We start from the raw sequence: 18,816 nt of genomic DNA, 5'->3' as shown, positions 1-18,816 counted from the left end.
AAGAGTTATTCAACAGTAATAAATAATTACCCTATATGCGTATTTAACCACTGCTCAGTATCTTGAGTTTCAATTCCTTTTTTAAAATTGTACGTTTTCTCGATATTCCACCACATGCCATCACCAAGAGCAAAGGCTGCCCGGTACCTTAGCATTTGGTCGTCAGGGTTTTTAGTCAGCTCAGTTTGCAGGTTATCCAAACTGAGAACATTACGTGTGAAAGGCTTATTACTGAAGCGATCAACTACATCAGCTAAGTCACCGTAACTAATAGTATCACCAGCAACAAAGACGACGTCATTGATGATTCGGGGGGATTCTAATAAGATTTCAGTGGTTAATTTACCAATATCTTCAGGGGCGGTTACCGTGACTTTATTATCCCAACTGCCAAGTGCGTTGATATAGCCTTCTTCTAAGTTAACCACATCAAAGGCTGGTTCAAACAGAAAACTAGTAAACATACCGGTAGAGACAATGACCCACTCAGTACTTTGCTGCTGGCGTAAAATAGATCTAACCTCATACTGTTCATCGAATACTGGTTGACCACTTCCTTTACCTACTACATCGTAATCTACACCAAATTGCCATGGGAAGTACCGCGCAACACCCGCCTCTAGAGCAGCTTGTGTGATTCTTGTTTGAGTACCTAAACCCGCAACAAAGCCTGTACAATTTATAATTGTATTAAACTCAGAAAAAAAGACAACTAAGGCTTCTTGACTAATGTTACTTAAATCTAATGCCTTAAATTTCACCCCTTTTGCTGTAAACGTCCTTAATGACTCGTCAACTGGTGTTGCACCATTCTCAAGTGAACTAGGCGAGACTAAAACAGTTATATCCCCACCCAATTCAGATACTCTAGGTTGTAATGCATTAAGAACCGCGAGACCAAGCTGGCCAGCCCCCATGACAAGTATTTTTGATACATCTACGTTTAAATTGTGATTCATAAATTGATTACTCTCTATTGATTGTTTCGAAATAAAGTGTAATTTAGATTATTCAAAGTAATAATAGCTAGTTATAGGTTAAACTGTTCTTAATTTTGGGATAATGGTGGACATAATGGATCGCTTCGAAGGTATGAGAGTATTTGTTCAAGTTGTAGATGCGAAGCATTTCGGTAAGGCGGCTGAGGCTCTTAATATACCTAAATCCACGGTATCCAGAATTATAAAAGAGATGGAAGATTATTTAGGGGTCAAGTTGTTACAGCGAACCACACGCAAGTTAAGTGTAACGCCCGATGGTGAGAGTTATGCAACACAATGTCGACACATACTCGCAGAAATATCAGCAATAGAGTCCAACTTCCCAAACAAAGCTAGAAATCCAAGTGGCAGGCTAAAAGTGAGTATGCCAACATCCTTAGCGCATCATTCTATTTTACCAAAAATTAGCGAGTTTATTGATAAATATCCAGATATTGAGCTCTTACTTTGTACCAGCGATAAGAATGTTGACTTATTTCATGACGGCTATGATTGTGTCATTCGTGCTGGAGAAATTGAAGACTCAACATCATTAGTTGCACGCCCACTCATTACTTCATCTTGGGTTGTGGTCGCATCGCCAACCTATATAAAGCGCTTTGGAAAACCAGAGAACTTAGATGAATTAACTAAGCACCATTCTATCGGCTATCTAAGTCAAAGCTCTGGGCGTGTAATTAACTGGCAGTTTATTGAGAACGAAGAAAACGTTAAGGTTCAAATGAACGAAACACTAAAAGTGAATGATACTGATACTTTCATAAACTGTGGGTTGCAGGGCTTAGGTTTAATACGCATCGCTAGCTATTTAGCACAACCCTATATAGACAATGGTAAATTTATACCAGTTCTTGAACAATACCAGACGCCGATGATACCACTATCCCTCGTTTACCCTCAGAGTAAACATTTAAACCTGTCATTTCGAGTTTTCGCTGATTGGATTCAATCCGTTTTGACTACGGCTTAACAATTGAATAGATACATTCCATGCTCAGCGCTTTGTTTGGCCTTTTCTTATGTAGATGGGGTAAAGTGTAAGAACGCTGAATCACTAATTGAATAGGATCGAGAAACACTTTCACTTTTGCAAAGCGGCAGATCATCTTGGGGTAAGTCGTTCAGCTTTGAGCCATGTTATAAAAGGCTTAGAGGCATATCTAGGCTCGCAGATCTTCATGAGTGATTTCTGTCAGCTTCTGATTGCCAAATTTGCCCTCTAACTCTCGGGCGTAGACTGAGCGACGCATATCCCGGGTAGAGTCGGCCATCTGATAACCACGCAGCCATTTCTGAGCCCAGGCACCAAAGGTTTCAGCATCTTTGGTTCTCGCCTTAGCACGGGCTTTCTCTTTGGCCGGTGACTTTCCATCAGTAACCATTCTCTTCGCTTCATTGAGACGCTCACGCGCTTCTGCTAACGTGATGCCTCCTACTCCGTAGCGACCAAAGGTAATGGTTTCTTGTCTGCCATTGATCGAGTAATTGTAGCGAAAAGAGATAGAGCCTGCGGTAGTGACAGCAACATAGAGGCCATCACGGTCATTGACTTTGTAAAGTTTATCTTTGGGTTTGAGATTGCGTAGCTTGGTATCAGTCAGCATGTTTCGACCTATTATTCTTGTTTGATACCATGCTGAAAAACCTCTAAAAAACTAGAGATTAATCCTTACAAAACAGATAGATATATAAATTTAATACCATGCCCCATCAAAAACACTCAGCATGGTATCGGGCGTAATCCATGGCATTACCGATGAATCATACCCATCAAAATACCACGGTCAAACCGTGCTTGGCGTTGCCAGACATTGCCAAAAATGACTAAGCCAAAAACAAAAAAAGTCCGCAATTACGCGGACTTAAGGTTGATTTCGTGCCTGTTAATGCCAGAGCATTCTTAAAGGAGGATTATTCCCACTCAATCGTTGCCGGTGGCTTGCCTGAGATATCGTAAACCACGCGTGAGATCCCATCGACCTCATTAATGATGCGGTTGGATACCCGGCCTAAGAATTCGTAAGGCAGGTGTGCCCAGTGTGCGGTCATAAAATCGATAGTTTCTACCGCACGCAGAGAGACAACCCAGTCGTACTTACGACCATCGCCCATTACGCCCACAGAGCGAACCGGAAGGAATACGGTGAATGCTTGTGAGACTTGGTTGTACAAGTCCGCAGCACGGAGCTCTTCAATGAAGATTGCATCAGCGCGACGCAGTAAATCACAGTATTCTTTCTTGATTTCGCCTAAAACACGCACTCCCAGCCCCGGTCCCGGGAATGGATGACGATAGAGCATGTCGTATGGCAGACCAAGTTCTAAACCAATTTTACGCACTTCGTCTTTAAACAGTTCACGTAATGGTTCAACCAGGCCCATTTCCATATCTTCCGGTAATCCGCCCACATTGTGGTGAGATTTAATCACATGCGCTTTACCGGTTTTAGATGCTGCAGATTCAATCACATCCGGATAGATGGTTCCCTGAGCCAGCCATTTGGCATTCTTCAATTTGCTGGCTTCTTCATCAAAGACTTCGATGAACTCATGTCCGATCACTTTGCGTTTTTCTTCCGGATCAGATTTGCCCGCCAATGCTTTAAGGAAGCGCTCTTCAGCTTCAACTTTGATAATGTTCAGGCCGAAATGGTCACCGAACATTTCCATTACCTGCTGACCTTCATTTAAACGCAGCAAACCGTTATCAACGAACACACAGGTCAGTTTGTCACCGATAGCGCGCTGAACCAGCATCGCAACAACCGAAGAATCCACACCACCGGACAGTGCCAGAATGACTTCGTCGTCACCGACGGTTTCTTTAATACGGGCGACAGCATCTTCAATGATTGAGCTTGGTGTCCATAAGCGTTCACAACCACATGCACCCAGCACGAAGTTCTCAAGCATTTGCAAGCCTTGCTTGGTGTGGGTCACTTCTGGGTGGAACTGCACGCCGTAGTATTTTTTCTCTTCATTGGCCATGGCTGCGTATGGGCAGGTATCCGTTTGAGCAACTTGAGTGAAACCCGCAGGAATCTCTACGACTTTATCACCGTGGCTCATCCAGACATCTAATAATGCGCAGTTGTCTGCGGTCAGACTATCACGCAAACCCTCAAACAGCTTCGACTCTTGAACCACTTTAACCTGAGCATAACCAAACTCACGCTCGGTCGAACCGGAGACTTTTCCGCCCAATTGTTCTGCCATGGTCTGCATGCCGTAGCAAACACCCAAAACAGGCACGCCACAATCAAAGACATATTGCGGTGCACGAGGAGAGTTTTCCTCAGTCACACTTTCAGGGCCGCCTGATAAGATGATGCCATTCGGATTGAATTCTCGAATGTCGGCTTCATCGACATCCCAGCTCCATAGTTCGCAATATACGCCAATTTCACGGACACGACGTGCGACAAGCTGCGTGTATTGTGAACCAAAATCGAGGATAAGGATCCGTTGGTCATGAATGTTTTTGGTCATGTTGAGTCGTCTTCAAAGAAAAGTTTATAGAACGGAGGCGAGTTTACCCGCCTCTCATGTCATCATCAAGCAAAAAGCAAACGTTTTCGTTACGGGATTATGACCCTAAACGATAGTTTGGTGCTTCTTTGGTAATTTGGACATCATGGACATGGGATTCTTGAATACCAGCACCGGAAATCCGTACAAATTCAGCTTTGGTACGCAGATCTTCAATGGTTGCTGAACCGGTGAGCCCCATACAAGAACGCAGACCGCCCATTTGCTGGTGTACGATTTCTTTTAACAGGCCTTTGTATGCAATGCGTCCTTCAATCCCTTCCGGCACCAATTTATCAGCCGCGTTATCTGACTGGAAGTAACGATCAGAAGAGCCTTTGGACATCGCGCCCAATGAGCCCATACCACGATAAGCTTTATAAGAACGACCTTGATAGAGAATGACTTCACCCGGTGCTTCTTCTGTTCCGGCAAACATCGAACCGACCATGACGCAAGATGCGCCGGCGGCGATGGCTTTACAGATATCACCCGAGAAACGGATACCACCGTCACCAATCACCGGAATGCCATATTCATTTGCAACAGAGGCTGCATCACCGATAGCTGAAATTTGCGGAACACCCACACCGGTGACAATACGCGTGGTACAGATAGAACCCGGGCCAATCCCGACTTTAACCGCGCTCACACCAGCTTCAATCAGTGCACGTGCACCTTCAGCAGTTGCGACATTGCCGCCAACGATATCTAAATCGGGGAAAGCAGCTCGCGTTTCACGAATGCGTTGTAAGACCCCTTCAGAATGGCCATGAGAAGAATCAATCAGCAGTACATCAACACCGGCTTCAACCAAGGCTTTGACGCGCTCTTCGTTCCCGGCACCGGCACCGACAGCGGCACCAACCCGTAAACGTCCCTGCTCGTCTTTACATGCATTCGGCGCAAGCTCTGCTTTATGGAAATCTTTGGCGGTGATCATCCCGGTCAGTTGGAATTCATCATTGACGACCAGCACTTTTTCAACACGTGCTTGGTGCATTTTTTCCTGAACTTCTGCGCGAGAGGCACCTTCTTTTACCGCTGCCAAGCGCTCTTTCGGAGTCATGACTGCTGCAACTTTTTTGGTCAAATCCGTGACGAAACGGACATCACGACCAGTGATAATGCCAACCAGTTCATTACTTTCGGTCACAACCGGGAATCCGGCAAAACCATGTTTTTCAGTCAGAGCCATCACATCAGCGATGGTTTGCTCTGGTTGAACCGTCACAGGAGACGTAACAACCCCAGCTTCGTAGATTTTGACCTGACGAACCTGAGCCGCTTGTTGCTCGATTGACATATTCTTATGAATAAAGCCAAGCCCACCTTCCTGAGCCAACGCAATTGCAAGACGAGCCTCTGTCACTGTATCCATGGACGCAGAAATCATTGGAATGTTTAGCGTGATATTTTTGGTCAGCCGAGTTTTCAGCTCAGCAGTATTGGGAAGAACAGTTGAGTGGGCGGGGACGAGCAAAACGTCATCAAAAGTCAGGGCTTCTTTAGCGATTCGTAGCATTTGCAATATCTCACAGCTTGGGTGTTAAAAGAAAGAACCCAATCCCTTAAGCGTTTTTCATCAAGGTGAATTGGATTTGATATTGCGGAGGGATTATACCGAGCGATTAATCGTTTTACTACACATTTATTCAATTTTTATTTGCAATTACCCCCTTGATATGTATTATATTGCGGCTAATTTCCATTCCTACGGCCATGACATTCGCCTGTGCTATCTGCAAATAATCAAAACATTTACACTGTCTCCCGTCTTAATGCTGAAGTCCGTCTGCTGCTCGAAAATGAGATGGGTATCATCTGGCTGCTTGGTGAAGTTTCCAATTTTTCTACGCCTGTTTCAGGCCATTGGTACTTATCGCTGAAAGACGCCCGGGCACAGGTCAAATGTGCGATGTTTAAAGGCAATAATCGTTTTGTCTCTTTTAAGCCTCAAAACGGACAGCAAGTTTTGGTCAGAGCCCGTTTGTCGTTATACGAACCACGCGGCGACTATCAGTTAATTATTGAGAGTATGCAACCCGAAGGTGACGGACGGCTGCAGCAAGAATTCGAACAGTTGAAACAAAAGCTCACCGCAGAAGGTCTGTTTGCCCCCGGCAATAAGAAACCTCTGCCTGAGCATCCGCAATGTATCGGTATCATTACCTCTAAAACCGGTGCTGCACTGTTTGATATTCTCGATGTATTGAAACGCCGGGATCCGACACTGCCTGTGATTATCTATCCGACAATGGTACAGGGAGAAGATGCCGCTATTCGTATTGCTCAGGCCATTGGCCGGGCCAATGCCCGTCAGGAATGTGATGTGCTCATCGTCGGGCGTGGTGGCGGCTCTCTGGAAGATCTGTGGTGCTTTAACCATGAAATTGTTGCCCGGACGATTGCCGCCAGTCAAATTCCGATTGTCAGTGCGGTCGGCCATGAGATTGATATAACGATTGCCGATTTTGTGGCCGATGTACGGGCACCGACACCTTCAGCTGCGGCGGAGCTTGTCAGCCGCGACAGTAGTTACAAACGTACCGGCCTGCTCAATTATCATCATCGTCTGAGTCAGGCCATCCGCTACTATCTGGCAGCGCAACGCCAGAAGAGTCAGACACGTCAACATGCTTTAGAAAAACAGCATCCGACTTATCGTCTGGAGCGACAAATTCAGCAGCTCGATGAGTTAAGTATTCGTCTTCAGCAGGCAATACAGAACTATATTGCCAGACATTCGCAAATGCTGGAGCGCACCGCCTACCAACTCAGATATCACTCTCCGGGACAACAGATCCAGCAACAGCATTATCTGCTGAAAAAATATGAACAGCGATATATTGATGCGATAGAAAGGAAATTACTCAACTCACGCCATCAACTGGCTCTTGCAGCGGAGACGCTGGATGCAGTAAGCCCACTTTCGACATTGCAACGGGGTTACTCCGTGACCCAAAATCAAGCAGGTCAGATTATTCGGCATCGGCATGACGTCAAACCCGGTGAATGTATCACAACTCGTGTCACCGATGGCCTGATTCGTTCAACAGTGATTGAGTCTGACTAATCCTCCAGTTTGACTACCGGCTGAAATACCACTCGTAATTCAGGATGTCGTTTTGACTTCTGCTCATTGCACTGTGGACAAAAATAGCTCACCGCACCACAAGCTTGCAGCCGTTCTAACTCCGTTTGACAATCAGGACAATACGCGACTTTGCGGTAATGTATGGCGCACTCAGAGCAGTAATACTGACCATCCCATTGCAGTTCTTCATGGCATGCCGGGCATTGATTCTGGCTCATCCTTTCCTCCATTTTACGAATAGAACAATGAAACAACGTGTTGATCGGATCCGTATTGCTGATCAGTATACGGATCCGATCAGTGCTGAGATCAACCGTTTGATTGTATATGAAGTGAAACGGACACATGTAACGATTTGGCTTTCTTGGTAAAAAAGATGGTAAAGTAGATCCAGACAGCAAAGAACAAGATCTTTACTTGATCACACGCTTTATTCCCACTGATCAGCGATCAATGCCAAAAAGAACATTTATATAACCACACACCGAAAGCATAAGTTACATGTTCTGTTTTTGAATTTTAAACGATATTTTATAAATAAAAATAGCTATCAAAAACTCACACAAAGCATTTCATAAAAAGATCATCTCCCTTACATGATCGGTGATTTGTCAAAGATATCTTGTTACAGAGAAGCATCATCAGACATAAAAAAACCCGGCTTAGCCGGGTTCTTATCTCTCTTGAAAGACAAAATTTTATTTCTTGCGGTGCTTCATCATCGACATTAAGCGTTTTTTCTGTCTCTCTTGAGATAACGTTAATTTAGACGACTTATTCTCATACGGGTTCTCACTATTCTGGAACTGAATCCGAATCGGTGTTCCCATGATCTCTAAAGACTTCCGATAGTAATTCATTAAGTACCGCTTATAGGAGTCCGGCAGCTCATTGACCAAGTTGCCGTGAATCACAATAATCGGTGGGTTATAACCACCGGCATGCGCATACTTCAATTTGACGCGTCGACCACGGACCATTGGTGGCTGATGATCTTCCGTTGCCATTTTCATAATCCGCGTCAGGACTGATGTACTGACCCGCGTTGTCGCTGATTTGTAGGCCTCTTCAACTGACTCAAACAGATGCCCCACACCAGTACCGTGTAACGCTGAAATGAAGTGAATCCGAGCAAAATCAACAAATCCTAAACGACGATCGAGCTCTTTTTTAACCCGTTCTTTGACATCGGTATCCAAGCCATCCCACTTGTTCACGGCAAGAACAATCGAACGTCCGGCATTCAAGGCAAAGCCAAGCAAGCTTAAATCCTGATCTGAGATATTCTCCCGCGCGTCAATCAACAGTAATACAACGTTGGCATCTTCAATCGCTTTGAGTGTCTTAACAACCGAGAACTTTTCTACGGTCTCATGAATGCGCTTGCGGCGTCGGACACCAGCCGTATCAATCAAGACATATTCGCGCTCATGACGTTGCATCGGAATGTAGATCGAATCACGAGTGGTGCCGGGCATGTCATACACGACAACCCGCTCTTCTCCCAGAATCCGGTTGGTCAGCGTTGACTTACCGACATTAGGGCGACCGATAATTGCCAGCTTGATGGGTTGTTCTTGCAGACGCTGGTACTCCGCTTCTGCCTCTTCTTCGGTATAATCGTGGATTGCGGGTTGTTCCGCTGTCTCGATTTCGGTCAGATCTTCGATTTCGGCCTCAGCCTGTGCTTTTAACGATTCAATCGTTGGCGTCATGACCCGTTCAATCAGTGCGCTGACACCTCGTCCGTGGGCTGCTGCAATTTGGAACATCTGTGTCATCCCCAACTGCCAAAACTCAGCGCTGGCAGCATCAGCATCGATCCCATCGACTTTATTCACAACCAGAAACGACATCTTTTCAATTCTACGTAAATGCGATGCAATCCCTTCATCTGCTGGTGTCAATCCGGCACGGCCATCGACCATAAATAGCACGACATCAGCTTCTTCAATTGCCGCCAGAGACTGTTGTGCCATTTTGCTTTCTACACCTTCTTCCCCCCCATCGATACCACCAGTATCAATGACGATGAATTCTTGCTCGCCTATTTTGGCATGACCATACTTACGGTCTCGGGTCAGACCGGGAAAGTCTGCAACCAATGCATCGCGAGTACGGGTTAATCGGTTGAATAATGTAGATTTACCGACATTCGGACGCCCAACCAGCGCAACAACAGGAACCATAACACCCTCTAAATTGTTCAATGCGATGTGTACGACCATGTGACTGCGTGCATTGATTTCATCAGTCTGGTCGATATAACACAAAGCACGGCTGCTTATCACAAAAGCAGCCGCTCAAAACCACAATAAAATGGCTCCTAACTGTTGCCAGCCAGGAGCCGATTATAAAAATTATATCACGAATTCTTAGCGGATCGTCAGTTTCTTCAGATCACCGTTTCGAGTCGTCAACAGATAACTACTGTCTGGCAAAGCGATAGGCGCAACAGCAAATCCGCTACTGTTGACAAATTGCTGAGCTACAAATTCACCACTACTGCGATCAATCCAGTACAGGTAACCTTCACTGTCCCCGACAACGACATAGTGATTGATCACCACAGGTGCGGTCACTAGACGATGTTCGAGTTTACTATTTGTCCATAACTCTGTACCGCTGCGAGCATCAACCGCGACAATATGATCTTCATCCGTTGCGAGGAAAATGCGTCCTCCATCTGTGGCCATATCTTTTGCGGAAGAATAAGTCCGTTTCCAGACCGGTTTTCCAGAACGCAAATCGATATCAACCAGCTGACCATTATAACCAATGGTATAAAGAGAATCGCCAATGACCAGCGGTGATGAATCGACATCAACGAGTCGATCAATTTCCGTTGCCCCTTTCGGAATCCCGATGGCTTGTTGCCAAATCATCTGGCCCTGAGAGGTAATTGCGGCAGCCAAGCGGCCGCCGGCAGTTCCCCAAAAAACACCACCAGAGACGGAAACCGGTTCACTGACACCACGTAATGTCAAATTCGGCACTTCGGTGCTTATTACCCACTGTTCTTTACCACTTTTCTGATCCAGCGCAGTCAAATTGCCATTACTGGTATTGATAATGAGGAGGTTGCTGTCGGTTGTTGGTGATGCCAGAACTTCACCGCCGATATTCTGTTTCCAGTTCAGAGCACCAGTTTTAGCATCCAGTGCGTAAACAATCCCATTTTCACTGCCGACATAAATCTGGTTAAATCCGGCATCAATTCCACCAGCCAGACGGACAGGATCATCCACTTCAAGGTCATGATGCCAGAGCTCTTTACCACTTTCCGGGTTTAGCGCTTTGACCAAACCATCCCGGTCTGCAACAAAAATGGTGTCATAAGCATATTTCGGTTTGAGTTTCGAAAAATAATGGCCAACTCCGCTGCCAACCGAAGCCCGCCAATCCTCATGTGGCGTAAACTGGCTCTTGACGACAGGAACCGGCGCCATGACGACCGAGTCCTCTTCTCCGGAACATCCAACCAATCCACCCGTTATTGCAGCTACTACAAATAAGTTGCCAAACCACTTTTTCATTCACGCACGCCCTTATTTGGCCAGATCATCTAACTTCATTTGTAATGTCTGGCTGGCATCCTCAGCCTGCTGGGCTTCAGTATAAGCAACGTATGCTGCCTTTTTATCGCCCTGACGCAGCGCGATATCACCTTTCAATTCCGCAACACGGCCTACCCATCCTGAGTCTGTAATCTGTTTTAAAGCCGCTTCAGCACTCTCGTAATTACCTTGTTCTGCCTGAATCCGGGCAATTCTGTAATCAATCAACGTATCCAATGCTTTGTCATCGGTATGCGCTTTAGCCCATTCAAGCTGAGCCAGCGCTTGATCAAGATGCTTGGCATCAATTTGAGATTTCGCTAACTGCATGGCAGCCAACACAGCATAGTTACTGTCTGAATGCTGTTCAATGAAACTCTGGACGGTTTTTTCTGCGTCGAGTCCTTGCTGAGAAAGTGAATCAATCACATCAGAATACTGATGTGAAGCCGCCACCTGAGCCGCTTTCACTGATGATTGATAATAATTCCAGCCTAGGATTGCAGCTAAGCCAACCACAGTGCCGACAATAACGGCCCTGCCATTTTCTTTCCACCAACTCTTAATCGCTTCAACTTGTTGTTCTTCGGTATCGTAGAGTTCCACGTTTTTCCCTCTTTAATTAAGCTTCTCAGCTGAACTTTCCAACCATCAGCACTTGAAAAAATAAGCCAGTTTTTCAATCACATCTGACTGTTGTACCGTTTCCTGAGTCCCACCGTTCAGATCTTTAAAGACGACCATCTGTTGTGTCATTTCATCCTCTCCCAGAACTAACGCAACAGAGGCACCAACTTTATCAGCCCGCTTAAACTGTTTCTTGAAATTCCCACCACCAAGGTGATTCATGATACGTATCGTCGGTAATGATTCACGCACGGACTCCGCCAGTTTCATTCCTGCCGATAATGTACCCTCGCCAGCAGTCACAATATAGACATCGACTTGACGCGCAACATCATCCGTCAATTCCAGCGCTTCCACCATGAGAACCAGACGTTCCATCCCCATCGCAAAACCAACTGCGGTCGTTGCTTTACCACCCATTTGCTCGACCAGCCCATCATAGCGACCACCACCACAGACCGTTCCCTGAGCGCCAAGACTTTCCGTCACCCATTCGAAAACGGTACGATTATAGTAATCGAGTCCGCGAACCAAACGTTCATTGACCGTGTATTCGATACCGGCATCGTCAAGAAGTTCACATAAACCGGCAAAATGAGCGCGAGAATCACTATCAAGATATTCTGACAGCTTCGGCGCATCACCTAGAATTGCCTGAATTTCAGGATTTTTGGTATCCAGAACCCGTAACGGGTTGGTATACATCCGACGTTTACTGTCTTCATCCAGAACGGATTCATGCCGCTCCAGAAAGGCAACTAATGCAGTCCGATATTCGGCACGCGCCTCCGGTGAACCAATGGAGTTCAGTTCGAGCCGCACATACTGAGCGATCCCCAGCTCTCGCCACATCCGGGCTGTCATCATGATCAGCTCAGCATCAATATCGGGGCCATCCAAACCAAATACTTCGACGCCACACTGATGGAATTGGCGATAACGCCCTTTCTGAGGGCGTTCATGGCGGAACATCGGCCCCATATACCACAACCGTTGTTCCTGGTTATACAGCAGACCGTTCTGAATACCGGCACGAACACAACCCGCCGTCCCTTCTGGACGTAATGTCAGGCTATCGCCGTTCCGATCCTCAAACGTGTACATCTCTTTTTCAACCACATCGGTTACTTCACCGATCGCACGACTGAACAGATGCGTCATTTCGATGATTGGCATACGGATTTCACTATAACCATATGCACTGATCACTTGTTTTACCTTGCCCTCAACCTTTTGCCAGAGCGGTGATTGTGTCGGGAGGCAGTCGTTCATGCCTCGAATTGCTTGAATTGTTTTTGCCACAAGGATTACCGTAAATTCATCATCATATTAATTGTTGTCTTCGACTTGCGTGACCTGAATGCGATTTTGTTGGTCAAGCATTGACGCTTTGGCCCGGATTTTTGCTTCAAGCTGATGAATTAAATCATCATTATCGAATCGTTCTTTTTGGCGGACACCATCTTCATAAAATGCACTTTTGCGATTGCTGCCTGCAATCCCCAAATGCGAAGCTTCAGCTTCCCCGGGGCCATTAACAACGCAGCCGATAATCGAGACATCCATTGGTGTGAGGATATCTTCAAGGCGCTCTTCCAGTGCATTAACGGTACCGATCACATCAAATTCCTGACGGGAACAACTCGGACAAGCAATAAAATTGATTCCCCGAGAACGAATCCGCAAAGATTTGAGGATATCAAATCCGACTTTAATTTCTTCGACAGGATTTGCAGCCAGAGAAATGCGCAACGTATCGCCAATGCCTTCGGCAAGCAACATGCCCAATCCAACAGATGACTTCACCGCACCGGCGCGAGCACCACCGGCTTCGGTGATCCCTAAGTGCAAAGGTTGATCGATTTTCTGAGCCAATAAGCGATAAGAATCAACGGCCAGAAAAACATCGGATGCTTTGACACTGACTTTAAATTGATCAAAGTTCAGACGATCCAGAATATCAACGTGACGCATGGCCGATTCCACCAACGCCTCAGCTGTCGGCTCACCATACTTTTGTTGGATATCTTTTTCTAAGGAACCGCCGTTGACACCAATGCGGATGGGAATGCCTTTATCCCGGGCACAATCTACAACCGCCCGAATACGTTCTTCGCGACCGATATTACCCGGGTTGATCCGTAAACAATCGACACCGTATTCAGCAACCTGAAGTGCAATACGGTAATCAAAATGAATGTCGGCTACCAAAGGAATGGAGACGCGCTTCTTAATTTCTCGGAATGCTTCCGCTGCATCCATGGTAGGAACGGAAACCCGAACAATATCTGCACCGACTTTTTCCAGTGAAAGGATTTGAGCAACCGTTGCTTCGACATCGGTCGTTCTGGTATTTGTCATCGACTGAACTGCGATGGGCGCACCATCGCCGATAGGAACATCACCGACGTAAATACGTGTCGAACGGCGACGTTTTATTGGAGACTCATATTGCATATTTTTGTCTAAGGTAAGCTAAATCTGGCTACTTTGCCTGAAGTATACCCAGAAAGGTCCACGGGTTCACCTGCAAATGTCATAGAAACACTTTCTGGCGCACCTAAAATAACCTTAAATGGGGGTTCCCCCTGAAGCTGAACAGATTGATTGGCTTTTTTCAATCCGATAAATAATGTTTTACCGTTCGTATCAGTTACCCGAACCCAGCAATCATCCTCAAAACTCATGGTCAATGTTGTCAGTGCAACTGCAGATTGGGGGTCATTTGCGGAGGTGGGCTCGGAATCAGCAGTGACCGGTTCTGCCGATGCCGTATCGGTTTTGTCCGTCACGGCTTCATGTTCTTCTTGAGGTGGCTGTGCGGATTCAGATTCCGGTGCTGTCTCATCAGCTAAATTTGCTTCTGATTCTTCAGATGGCGTGACATTATCATTGGATTGCGCTTGCTCTTGAGATGACTGAGTCAGATCCCGCACGGTTGTAAAATCATCCGTTTTCTCATCACCCGACGAATCCACTTTTTGCTCCTGCCCTGAAGATGTTTGGGCCTGAGGGGGAATCAGCGTGTCCTGTTGTTGGTTTTGATACCACCAGACCGATGAAATACCAATGACAATGGCAACAATACCAACCGTAATCAGATTAATTCGGCTGTTATGCTGCGCTCGTGTTGTTTTCATTGAAAAACTGGTCATCAACAAGTCAGGATCGGTCGCGCCACAATAATGATCATAGGCGGCTAGGATCTCCGATTCATCAATCCCAACCTGCTTGGCATATGAGCGAACATAACCTCTTGTAAATGTTGATACCTTATCGATATCAAAATTATTCTCCTCGAGTGACTGAACAACCGTCAGACGCAATCGAAGTCGGTCAGCGATCTGCTTTTGAGTCAACCCAAGTGATTCACGCTTCTGTTTCAAAAGCGTTCCGGGACCAATCTGGTTATCTTCTTCTTTGACTATTTCTGGTTCTGTCATCACGTAGCATCTATCTCTTGTCTCTTTGCTGTAAACCGATATAAGCATAGTGCTTTATTCATTTTAGTTCTTTTGGGGTCGCTTGTTTCTGTTCCAGCATAAAATAAGGTTTATCTTAGCGTTAAAATTATCAGCAACTCAAATAATTTTAACTCATGCATGTCATTCTAAAGGATATTAAAACTGAAACAACAATGAATTAAGGAAGAAGACTCGGTCAAATTCAGGTTTTTCGGAAAATTGACACAAAACAGGGCTAGTTTCTGGATAAAACAGACTAGAAGATGAATTTTATCAACTCATCGCACTTCTTGACCGAGAGAAAACAGAGACTCAAAAAGCCCCGACAAGACAGGTAATTGTATAAAAAGATAGGGATTCCGACGCGAACTCATTGTCATCAGAACAAAATAAACGTCCGCGTCAGGGAAGGTCATATGTAATCGTAATCACTGAACCGCTTTAATCGGAATTATATTTTCCTGCTCACTCAATAATCGGGTCCGTTTGGTACGATCAATGACATCTCCGACAAGCTGACCACAGGCGGCGTCAATATCATCCCCGCGAGTTTTACGCACAGTCACGGTATACTCATGCGCCATCAGCGTTTTCATGAACCGATCAATACGAGAGTTACTCGGTTTTCGGTACGGAGACCCCGGATAAGGGTTGAATGGAATCAAGTTGATCTTACAGGGTGTATCTTTCATCAGCTCTGCCAGCTCATGCGCATGCTCAGTACCATCGTTCACATGATCCAGCAGAATATATTCAACGGTGACTTTGCCACGGTTCGCATTCGATGAAGCAATATAACGGCGAACCGATGCCAGAAAATCCTGAATATCCCAACGATCATTGATTGGCATGATCTCACTGCGCAACTGATCATTCGGAGCATGCAGAGAAATTGCCAGCGCAACATCAATTCGTCCGGTCATTTGTTCCAGTCCGGAAACTACCCCCGATGTCGACACAGTCACTCGACGTTTAGATAAACCGAACCCTAAGTCATCTAACATGATTTCTAATGCCGGAAGCAAGTTCTTCATATTGAGTAATGGCTCACCCATTCCCATCATCACAACGTTGGTAATCGGACGTCGGCCGGTCTCTTTTTCCATGCCAATTTCACGAGCAGCCCGCCACACTTGGCCAATAATTTCAGACACCCGTAAATTACGGTTAAAGCCTTGCTGCGCTGTCGAGCAGAATTTACATTCCAGAGCACAACCCACTTGAGATGACACGCATAGTGTCGCCCGATCATCTTCCGGGATGTAAACTGTTTCAACATCTTGATCACCAACCCGCATTGCCCACTTGATGGTGCCATCTGATGAATGCTGAGCTGCAGAAACCACTGGCGCTTTAATCTCACAGCGATGTTTCAGCTTTTCTCTCAGCTTCTTATTAATGTTGGTCATCTGTTCAAAGTCATCACAACCAAAGTGATAAATCCACTTCATAATTTGATCGGCACGAAACGCCTTTTCGTTCAACTCTTCAGTAAAAAACTGGCGTAGCGCTGTACGATCGAAATCGAGCAGATTAATTTTTTGTGTGGTCATGGCGCCTCTCAGAAAAGCCGTACATCAAATTCAGGGCGCGAATTGTACAGCCTTTGAGCACTGACAACAAGCCCCGTCGCTCAGCAAAAAACCCCGTTTTGAACGGGGTTTTGTCATCGTAAATTTCAGTGATAAATCACATTCAGTTATGACTGAGACACTCTTGGACAAATCTCTGAATCAGGGAAGAAAAACGCGATTTCCCGCTCAGCAGATGCCTGACTATCACTGCCATGAACGGAGTTCAAACGCATACTCAAAGCATAGTCGGCACGAAGTGTGCCACAAGCCGCTTCTTCTGGGTTAGTTTTTCCCATCAGCTCACGGTAACGAGCAATGGCATTTTCACCTTCAAGCACCTGCACCATAATTGGCCCGGAAGTCATAAACTCTTTTAACGGCTCAAAAAATGGTTTGCCTTGATGTTCTGCGTAAAAACCACTCGCCTGATCTTCAGTCAAATGTACCATCTTCGCCGCAATAATCTGCAGTCCGGCTTTTTCAATGCGATGATAAATTTCACCAATCAGATTGCGCTCTACAGCATCTGGCTTGATGATCGAAAACGTTCTTTCTAACGCCATAAAATTGTCCTTTCTTTCCTTTCTCTATCAGCGTTCAGATATCAAGATCTGAACTTTATTTTATTCTGTCAATAAACGCGCTAACGTACGAATCCCTATCCCTGTGGCACCGGCAGCCCACTTATCAGTAGCCGATTTACGGTAAGTTGCCGAACAATCGAAATGGAGCCAGCCTTTCTGATAGTTTTCGACAAAATGAGATAAAAACGCAGCAGCGGTACTCGCACCCGGTGTGTAGTCAGAAGCGCTGATATTCGACAAATCAGCAAAACTAGACGACAACATGTCACGATGGAATGATTCTAGCGGTAGTGGCCATAACCGTTCACCTTCCATTTTTGCAACGGAAAGCGCTTGATGGCTCAAGCTCTCGTCAAAACTCATCAATGCGTGGTAGTCAACCCCCAACGCAGCTTTCGCAGCGCCGGTGAGTGTTGCACAGTCAATAATCATCTCGGGATTTTGTTCACTGGCATAGATGAGACCATCGGCTAACACTAAGCGCCCTTCCGCATCCGTGTTCATGATCTCGACTGTTTTACCATTCTTATAGGTAATAATATCGCCTAATTTCAGCGCACGGCCGGACACCATGTTTTCCGCACAGCACAGAATCAGTTTTACCCGTTTATTCAGGCCACGCAGAATTGCAAGTCCTAATCCACTGGTAGCCAGCGCTGCCCCACCCATATCTGACTTCATCGATGTCATTAAATTGGAAGGCTTCAGACTATAACCACCGGAATCAAATGTAATACCTTTTCCGACCAGACAAGCATAAACAGGTGCATTCTCATCACCGGTCGGGTTGAAATCCAATTGCAGCATCGCGGAAGTGCGTTCAGAGCCACGCCCGACAGCAAAAATGCCTTCCCAGCCATCTGAAAGTAAATCTTTATCTTTCACAATACGATAGGAAACTAATTCAGGTGCGAGAGACTTCACAAACTCAGCGGCCATCGTTGCCAACTGCCGGGGAGCAACCTCTTCAGCACTCTTATTGATGACATCTCTTGCCCAGTCTGATGTTTTAATCCGAGCTTCAAGTTCGCGTTGCTCGTCTTCGGCAAGTCCTTCCCATGTCAACGTGTTTAATTTTTTCGGATCACGGTAGCCTTGATAAAAAGCCCAGACTCGCTCCAAATCCCAGTCACTGCCGACTAATGAAATATTGCGTAAGCTTTGCCCATCCATTTTGCGGGCTGCTTTCTGAATCGTGGCCAGAGGAGTAGATGATGGATCGATATGAATGGTCACACCGGATTCTGAATAAGAAATTGTCGCCTTTTCTCCCCACTGTTCAGGGGCTTGTTCTTGACTAATCGATACTGACATATTTACAGACATGGCCTCTCCTTGTCTTTCTTCACTTTTTGCCACTTATTTTCTGGTTCACTCAGACAAT

At 45.8% G+C, this 18,816-nt stretch carries 17 protein-coding genes and 1 pseudogene; 4 read left to right on the top strand and 14 right to left on the bottom strand.

Annotated features, from left to right (window positions below; all coding sequences use genetic code 11):
* Positions 1-26: 26 nt before the first annotated feature.
* Entirely contained in the window at positions 27-959 is a 933-nt protein-coding gene (locus OCV37_RS03720) for an aromatic alcohol reductase (protein WP_038182466.1), read from the bottom strand.
* Between the two features lie 115 nt (positions 960-1,074).
* On the opposite strand from OCV37_RS03720, the gene OCV37_RS03715 reads away from it, so the two are divergent.
* Both OCV37_RS03715 and OCV37_RS19750 read left to right on the top strand, forming a co-directional pair.
* Positions 1,075-1,971 carry a LysR family transcriptional regulator gene (locus OCV37_RS03715; protein ID WP_038182836.1) on the top strand — a complete coding sequence of 299 codons (897 nt, stop codon included), beginning with the start codon at positions 1,075-1,077 and terminating at the stop codon, positions 1,969-1,971.
* A gap of 88 nt (positions 1,972-2,059) precedes the next feature.
* A complete protein-coding gene (locus OCV37_RS19750) occupies positions 2,060-2,224 on the top strand; it encodes a helix-turn-helix domain-containing protein (protein WP_084717485.1) in 165 nt (54 codons plus the stop codon).
* Here the strand turns inward: OCV37_RS19750 and OCV37_RS03710 are convergent.
* The 3 genes and pseudogenes from OCV37_RS03710 to guaB all read right to left on the bottom strand — a co-directional run.
* A pseudogene (locus OCV37_RS03710) lies at positions 2,165-2,605 on the bottom strand (tyrosine-type recombinase/integrase); the annotation flags it as partial. The gene OCV37_RS19750 and the pseudogene OCV37_RS03710 sit on opposite strands and share 60 nt — an antisense overlap.
* 307 nt (positions 2,606-2,912) lie before the next feature.
* Entirely contained in the window at positions 2,913-4,490 is a 1,578-nt protein-coding gene (gene guaA, locus OCV37_RS03705) for a glutamine-hydrolyzing GMP synthase (protein ID WP_038182469.1), read from the bottom strand.
* Between the two features lie 97 nt (positions 4,491-4,587).
* Positions 4,588-6,054 carry an IMP dehydrogenase gene (gene guaB, locus OCV37_RS03700; RefSeq protein WP_038182472.1) on the bottom strand — a complete coding sequence of 489 codons (1,467 nt, stop codon included), beginning with the start codon at positions 6,052-6,054 and terminating at the stop codon, positions 4,588-4,590.
* 210 nt (positions 6,055-6,264) lie between these two features.
* On the opposite strand from guaB, the gene xseA reads away from it, so the two are divergent.
* Complete coding sequence (gene xseA / locus OCV37_RS03695) at positions 6,265-7,605, top strand: exodeoxyribonuclease VII large subunit (RefSeq protein WP_038182476.1); 1,341 nt, start codon at positions 6,265-6,267, stop codon at positions 7,603-7,605.
* Here xseA and OCV37_RS03690 read toward each other — a convergent pair.
* Entirely contained in the window at positions 7,602-7,844 is a 243-nt protein-coding gene (locus OCV37_RS03690) for a zinc ribbon domain-containing protein (protein ID WP_038182479.1), read from the bottom strand. The genes xseA and OCV37_RS03690 overlap by 4 nt on opposite strands.
* 27 nt (positions 7,845-7,871) lie before the next feature.
* On the opposite strand from OCV37_RS03690, the gene OCV37_RS03685 reads away from it, so the two are divergent.
* Entirely contained in the window at positions 7,872-7,997 is a 126-nt protein-coding gene (locus OCV37_RS03685) for a hypothetical protein (RefSeq protein ID WP_261888118.1), read from the top strand.
* A gap of 327 nt (positions 7,998-8,324) precedes the next feature.
* Here OCV37_RS03685 and der read toward each other — a convergent pair whose 3' ends face one another.
* The 9 genes from der to pepB all read right to left on the bottom strand — a co-directional run bounded on the left by der (position 8,325) and on the right by pepB (position 18,758).
* A complete protein-coding gene (gene der, locus OCV37_RS03680; RefSeq protein WP_038182845.1) occupies positions 8,325-9,815 on the bottom strand; it encodes a ribosome biogenesis GTPase Der in 1,491 nt (496 codons plus the stop codon).
* Between the two features lie 186 nt (positions 9,816-10,001).
* Positions 10,002-11,162 (bottom strand): outer membrane protein assembly factor BamB, encoded by a 1,161-nt coding sequence (gene bamB / locus OCV37_RS03675; protein WP_038182482.1) that lies wholly within the window; start codon positions 11,160-11,162, stop codon positions 10,002-10,004.
* Positions 11,163-11,174: 12 nt separating this feature from the next.
* The gene (locus OCV37_RS03670) at positions 11,175-11,789 is read right to left on the bottom strand and encodes a YfgM family protein (protein ID WP_038182485.1); all 615 of its coding nucleotides are present in this window, start codon (positions 11,787-11,789) and stop codon (positions 11,175-11,177) included.
* Positions 11,790-11,834: 45 nt separating this feature from the next.
* Positions 11,835-13,112 (bottom strand): histidine--tRNA ligase, encoded by a 1,278-nt coding sequence (gene hisS, locus OCV37_RS03665; RefSeq protein ID WP_038182488.1) that lies wholly within the window; start codon positions 13,110-13,112, stop codon positions 11,835-11,837.
* A gap of 27 nt (positions 13,113-13,139) precedes the next feature.
* Entirely contained in the window at positions 13,140-14,267 is a 1,128-nt protein-coding gene (gene ispG / locus OCV37_RS03660; protein ID WP_038182492.1) for a flavodoxin-dependent (E)-4-hydroxy-3-methylbut-2-enyl-diphosphate synthase, read from the bottom strand.
* Between the two features lie 8 nt (positions 14,268-14,275).
* On the bottom strand, positions 14,276-15,253 hold the full coding sequence (rodZ, locus tag OCV37_RS03655) for a cytoskeleton protein RodZ (RefSeq protein WP_051680631.1): 978 nt from the start codon (positions 15,251-15,253) through the stop codon (positions 14,276-14,278).
* A 449-nt stretch (positions 15,254-15,702) separates the two neighbouring features.
* Entirely contained in the window at positions 15,703-16,827 is a 1,125-nt protein-coding gene (locus OCV37_RS03650; RefSeq protein ID WP_038182500.1) for a bifunctional tRNA (adenosine(37)-C2)-methyltransferase TrmG/ribosomal RNA large subunit methyltransferase RlmN, read from the bottom strand.
* Positions 16,828-16,973: 146 nt separating this feature from the next.
* Positions 16,974-17,411: a nucleoside-diphosphate kinase gene (ndk, locus tag OCV37_RS03645; protein ID WP_038182503.1), complete on the bottom strand. Its 438-nt coding sequence runs from the start codon at positions 17,409-17,411 to the stop codon at positions 16,974-16,976.
* Between the two features lie 60 nt (positions 17,412-17,471).
* Positions 17,472-18,758, bottom strand: a complete 1,287-nt coding sequence (gene pepB / locus OCV37_RS03640; protein ID WP_038182507.1) for an aminopeptidase PepB — start codon at positions 18,756-18,758, stop codon at positions 17,472-17,474.
* Between the last annotated feature and the right edge of the window lie 58 nt (positions 18,759-18,816).

It is taken from the genome of Vibrio rhizosphaerae, assembly GCF_024347095.1.
In the GTDB taxonomy this organism is placed as follows: domain Bacteria; phylum Pseudomonadota; class Gammaproteobacteria; order Enterobacterales; family Vibrionaceae; genus Vibrio; species Vibrio rhizosphaerae.
The sequence above is the reverse complement of the archived record's forward strand: the minus strand, read 5'-3'. Positions and strand labels throughout refer to the sequence as shown.

Bases quoted from the DNA above. Each gene is read 5' to 3' on its own strand.
- bamB (WP_038182482.1), bottom strand. From the start codon at position 11,162: ATGAAAAAGTGGTTTGGCAACTTATTTGTAGTAGCTGCAATAACGGGT.
- ispG (WP_038182492.1), bottom strand. From the start codon at position 14,267: ATGCAATATGAGTCTCCAATAAAACGTCGCCGTTCGACACGTATTTAC.
- OCV37_RS03650 (WP_038182500.1), bottom strand. From the start codon at position 16,827: ATGACCACACAAAAAATTAATCTGCTCGATTTCGATCGTACAGCGCTA.
- rodZ (WP_051680631.1), bottom strand. From the start codon at position 15,253: ATGACAGAACCAGAAATAGTCAAAGAAGAAGATAACCAGATTGGTCCC.
- guaA (WP_038182469.1), bottom strand. From the start codon at position 4,490: ATGACCAAAAACATTCATGACCAACGGATCCTTATCCTCGATTTTGGT.
- OCV37_RS03720 (WP_038182466.1), bottom strand. From the start codon at position 959: ATGAATCACAATTTAAACGTAGATGTATCAAAAATACTTGTCATGGGG.
- guaB (WP_038182472.1), bottom strand. From the start codon at position 6,054: ATGCTACGAATCGCTAAAGAAGCCCTGACTTTTGATGACGTTTTGCTC.
- OCV37_RS03685 (WP_261888118.1), top strand. From the start codon at position 7,872: ATGAAACAACGTGTTGATCGGATCCGTATTGCTGATCAGTATACGGAT.
- ndk (WP_038182503.1), bottom strand. From the start codon at position 17,411: ATGGCGTTAGAAAGAACGTTTTCGATCATCAAGCCAGATGCTGTAGAG.
- pepB (WP_038182507.1), bottom strand. From the start codon at position 18,758: ATGTCTGTAAATATGTCAGTATCGATTAGTCAAGAACAAGCCCCTGAA.
- der (WP_038182845.1), bottom strand. From the start codon at position 9,815: ATGGTTCCTGTTGTTGCGCTGGTTGGGCGTCCGAATGTCGGTAAATCT.
- OCV37_RS03715 (WP_038182836.1), top strand. From the start codon at position 1,075: ATGGATCGCTTCGAAGGTATGAGAGTATTTGTTCAAGTTGTAGATGCG.
- OCV37_RS03690 (WP_038182479.1), bottom strand. From the start codon at position 7,844: ATGAGCCAGAATCAATGCCCGGCATGCCATGAAGAACTGCAATGGGAT.